5 protein-coding genes, 1 tRNA gene and 1 riboswitch are annotated in these 3767 nt (G+C 39.1%); of the genes, 4 read left to right on the top strand and 2 right to left on the bottom strand.

The window, feature by feature from the left end:
- Positions 1 to 315 precede the first annotated feature (315 nt).
- From STRDD10_RS00855 to STRDD10_RS00870, 4 genes are all read left to right on the top strand, one after another.
- Complete coding sequence (locus STRDD10_RS00855; RefSeq protein WP_067192293.1) at positions 316 to 594, top strand: chorismate mutase; 279 nt, start codon at positions 316 to 318, stop codon at positions 592 to 594.
- Positions 595 to 626: 32 nt separating this feature from the next.
- A riboswitch (Fluoride riboswitch) is annotated at positions 627 to 688 on the top strand.
- A gap of 79 nt (positions 689 to 767) precedes the next feature.
- On the top strand, positions 768 to 1970 hold the full coding sequence (locus STRDD10_RS00860) for a chloride channel protein (RefSeq protein WP_067192295.1): 1203 nt from the start codon (positions 768 to 770) through the stop codon (positions 1968 to 1970).
- Positions 1971 to 2094: 124 nt separating this feature from the next.
- A complete protein-coding gene (gene rplS / locus STRDD10_RS00865) occupies positions 2095 to 2442 on the top strand; it encodes a 50S ribosomal protein L19 (RefSeq protein ID WP_067192298.1) in 348 nt (115 codons plus the stop codon).
- A gap of 43 nt (positions 2443 to 2485) precedes the next feature.
- A tRNA-Arg gene (locus tag STRDD10_RS00870) sits at positions 2486 to 2557 on the top strand.
- Between the two features lie 419 nt (positions 2558 to 2976).
- On the opposite strand, the gene STRDD10_RS11720 is transcribed toward STRDD10_RS00870, so the two are convergent.
- Both STRDD10_RS11720 and STRDD10_RS11820 read right to left on the bottom strand, forming a co-directional pair.
- Entirely contained in the window at positions 2977 to 3396 is a 420-nt protein-coding gene (locus STRDD10_RS11720) for a transposase (RefSeq protein WP_197458284.1), read from the bottom strand.
- A 62-nt stretch (positions 3397 to 3458) separates the two neighbouring features.
- Complete coding sequence (locus STRDD10_RS11820) at positions 3459 to 3689, bottom strand: IS630 transposase-related protein (protein ID WP_082782002.1); 231 nt, start codon at positions 3687 to 3689, stop codon at positions 3459 to 3461.
- Positions 3690 to 3767 lie beyond the last annotated feature (78 nt).

Below are 3767 nucleotides of genomic sequence, written 5' to 3' on the forward strand. Positions count from 1 at the left end.
TTTCCCAGGTTTTCTACGATAGTAGAAGTCCGTTTATTTCCAACCTTGATATCTTTAATAATAGCGTAGTTGATAGTGTTTTTTGACTTTGATTGTTTAACTCTCATCTTTTCATACCTCACTCTATTATAACAAAGTACGGCGAAGTACGCAAATAAAAAGCGGTGAAATTTGACAAAAAAATGCCCTTATATCAACCTTTATGACGATTTTTTTACTTCACAACTGTCAAAGTCCCGAATTTTTAAAAGAAACTGGAAAAAGTTGCCTCCTTTTGGTACAATAATAAGAATCAGAAAGTAAGAGGAGGCTGAGATGGATTTAGAAAGTATACGTCAAGAAATTGATCAGATTGATGATCAGATTGTTCAACTACTGGAAGAGCGGATGAATAAGGTTGGACAAGTTGTGGCTTACAAGCGTTCTAGTGGAAAAGCGGTTCTCGATTCCAAACGAGAGGAAGCCATTTTCCAAAAAGTAGCGCAAAGAGTCACCAATAAAAACTATGAAGAAACCATTGTAGCGACCTTTTCAGATATTTTAAAACAATCGCGTGCCTATCAAGATAAACATTTGAGTGATCGGAATCGGTAAATAGGTGACTGTTTTTAAAGAAGGCTGTATACTATCCATAAAGGGATGGTGCTCCCTATAAACGCTAGAAATAGCTGATGGCGCCTGTTAGAAATAAGAGCTTACCGTTTTTTTGAGCCTTTATTTCTAGCAGGTGCTTTTTAGTGCCTATGATAAAGTAGAAAGGAATAGTGATGAAAAAAATAAAAGAAATAGCTTGGTTAACGCTACTAGCACTTGTAATTGGTATCTTGGTTGGAGGAGCCGATACCTTATTTGGTCAGGGCCTGCTCTGGCTCTCCGACCTGAGGGGAATATATCTCTGGTTTTTGCTCCCATTCTTACCCATTGCAGGCCTCTTTCTAGTCTATCTTTACCAGTGCTATGGAGGGATTAGTCAAAAAGGTATGACGTTGGTATTTGAAGTAGGGCATGGAACAGAAAGTAGAATTCCTAAACGCTTGATTCCTTTGGTAATTTTTTCTACTTGGTTGACCCATCTATTTGGAGGATCGGCTGGCCGTGAAGGAGTAGCCGTCCAGTTAGGTGCGACCATTTCCCATTGGTTTAGCCGATACTTTCCTACCAAAAATGCTTCGAAAATCTTTCTGCTGATGGGGATGGGAGCTGGCTTTGCAGGCCTCTTTCAAACGCCTTTTGCAGCAACTTTCTTTGCCTTAGAAGTATTGGTTGTAGGGGAATTAGCTTTAGAAGCCCTCTATCCGACCCTAGTTGCTTCTTTCCTTGCCAGCTGGACCTCTCACCGACTGGGATTGGAGAAATTTAGCTGGCCTTTGACGGATTCGATTTCCTTCACGCCTCTGTTAGTTTTGCAATTGTTACTCCTTGGTTTTATCTTTTGGTTGACCGGGAAGGGCTTTGCCCTTCTTCTAACTTATTTCAAAAAGAAATCTCTTGCCTATCTTCCTAATCCTTATCAACGGATTTTTCTATTTGGAATTATTTTAAGTCTTGCTTTGTTCTTGCTACATAGTGGACGTTATACAGGGCTTGGGACCAACCTCATTGAAACAAGTTTTGCAGGAGGTACTATCTACTTTTATGACTGGTTCTTGAAGCTTCTACTGACTACTTTTACGATTGCTATCGGTTACCAAGGAGGAGAAGTGACACCCTTATTTGCTATTGGAGCAAGCTTGGGAGTTGTTTTGGCCCTTCTTTTGGGGTTGCCCCTTTCTTTTGTTGCTGCTCTTGGCTATGTTGCGGTCTTTTCAAGTGCAACCTCGACCCTATGGGGGCCAAGCCTGATTGGCTGCGAAATTTTTGGTTGGACTTATTTTCCATACTTTTTCCTAGTTTGTTTTGTGGCGAGATTCTTTAAGAAAGAGATTTCTATTTATGGGGCACAAAAAGTGATCTTGAAGCAAAATAAATGAAGGTTTCTTCTTTACAGGTGCATTCTTTTTTGATAAAATAATGGATGTGTGTGATGGACGCACGAAAATACAGTTTATCCGCTGAGGACAGGCTCCTCAAGATTGACAAAGATAGGAGAAAAAAATGAATCCATTAATTCAAAGTTTGACAGAAGGTCAACTTCGTACTGATATTCCTGCATTCCGTCCTGGTGATACTGTTCGTGTTCACGCGAAAGTTGTCGAAGGAAACCGTGAACGTGTTCAGCTTTTCGAAGGTGTTGTTATCGCTCGTAAAGGTCAAGGAATTACTGAAACTTACACTGTTCGTAAAATCTCAAATGGTGTTGGTGTAGAACGTATCTTCCCACTTCACACTCCACGTGTTGAAAAAATCGAAGTTGTCCGTTACGGTAAAGTACGTCGTGCGAAATTGTACTACTTGCGTGCGCTTCAAGGTAAAGCAGCTCGTATCAAAGAAATCCGTCGTTAATTTGATTATGGAGGAGAGGTTTTGCCTCCCCTCTTTTTGTAGAGTCCCCTTAGTTCAATGGATATAACAACTCCCTCCTAAGGAGTAGTTGCTGGTTCGATTCCGGCAGGGGACATAGAAATAATTGATTTTACAGGGTGTTTTAGGTATTTTGCCTCAAATCTGCCCCTAAATTTGGGCTCTCTCTCTTACTTCTGAGTTGCTTTCCTATTCTAATTATTTCAATTGGTGAGCATAGACTTCGATAGTGATGTTCATATTCTCATGACCAAGAATTTTCGAAATAGAAAGCAATTCGATACGTTGGGAAATTAGAAAGGAAAGCGCAAGTATGTCTAAGCGGATGAGTATAGATGTTCCTGTCAACTATCCGTCTTAGTGTCTTATTAACTGCATTATTTGACATGCTATAGAAAATCCGATTTTCTTTGTTATGGATCCTATGTTCTTTCTTGTAGATTTTTAGCAATCTAAGCGTTTCATCGTCTAGTGGTGTCTTTCGGATACTGCTTTTTATTTTTTGAAGTGCTATAGTCATTTAGCTTTTAAACAGTATGCCATTGCATCATAAACAGAGTCCATGTTTCGAAGTAATTCGGTCACGCCTCTTTTTAGAACAGCCCAACTTTTCTCAATAGGATTTAATTCAGGAGAATAAGGTGGTAAGGGTAAAAAGAAATGTCCATCATTGATAGAGAGCTCATCCAGTATTTTCTTGGGGTGGAAGCTAGCATTATCCATCACGATAACATGAGGTTCACTCAAGGATGGTAAGAGCTGTGTTTTAAACCATTCGACAAAGAAAGCACTTGTCATACTATTTTTGTATATCATCGGTGCTATGAATGGATTATTCACTTGACCTGAGACAAGAGATGTCCGTTCAAATCGGCGACCACTAATGTTGTCATAGACCTTCTCTCCTCTTGATGCACGCCCTTTTTTACGATACAAATAAGTATCAATGTATTGGCGAGCTTTTACTGGATTTTGTTCTTTATAGCTAGTTGTTTTTTTTAAAAAGTGATATTTACTTGCTTTAAAGCAGCCCAAACAGAAGGAATACTGCAAGAAAAATGATCTGCTATTTCCCTCAAAAAAGCATCTGGATGCAATTCAACAAATTCTTTGAGCTGATCCAATGGGATTTTTCTTGATTTAGAGACACGTTTCTTACGTTCCAAATGCCCCTGTTCGCGCTGTTGCTTTTCCCATGTATATAATACTAGACTAAAATCAAAAAACATCTTATAATAGTAGTTATGAAACTTACAAACGAAGAAATAGAGAAAATTGAAAAACTCCTGCGAGATTCATCGTACGTC

Source organism: Streptococcus sp. DD10, from assembly GCF_001578805.1.
In the GTDB taxonomy this organism is placed as follows: domain Bacteria; phylum Bacillota; class Bacilli; order Lactobacillales; family Streptococcaceae; genus Streptococcus.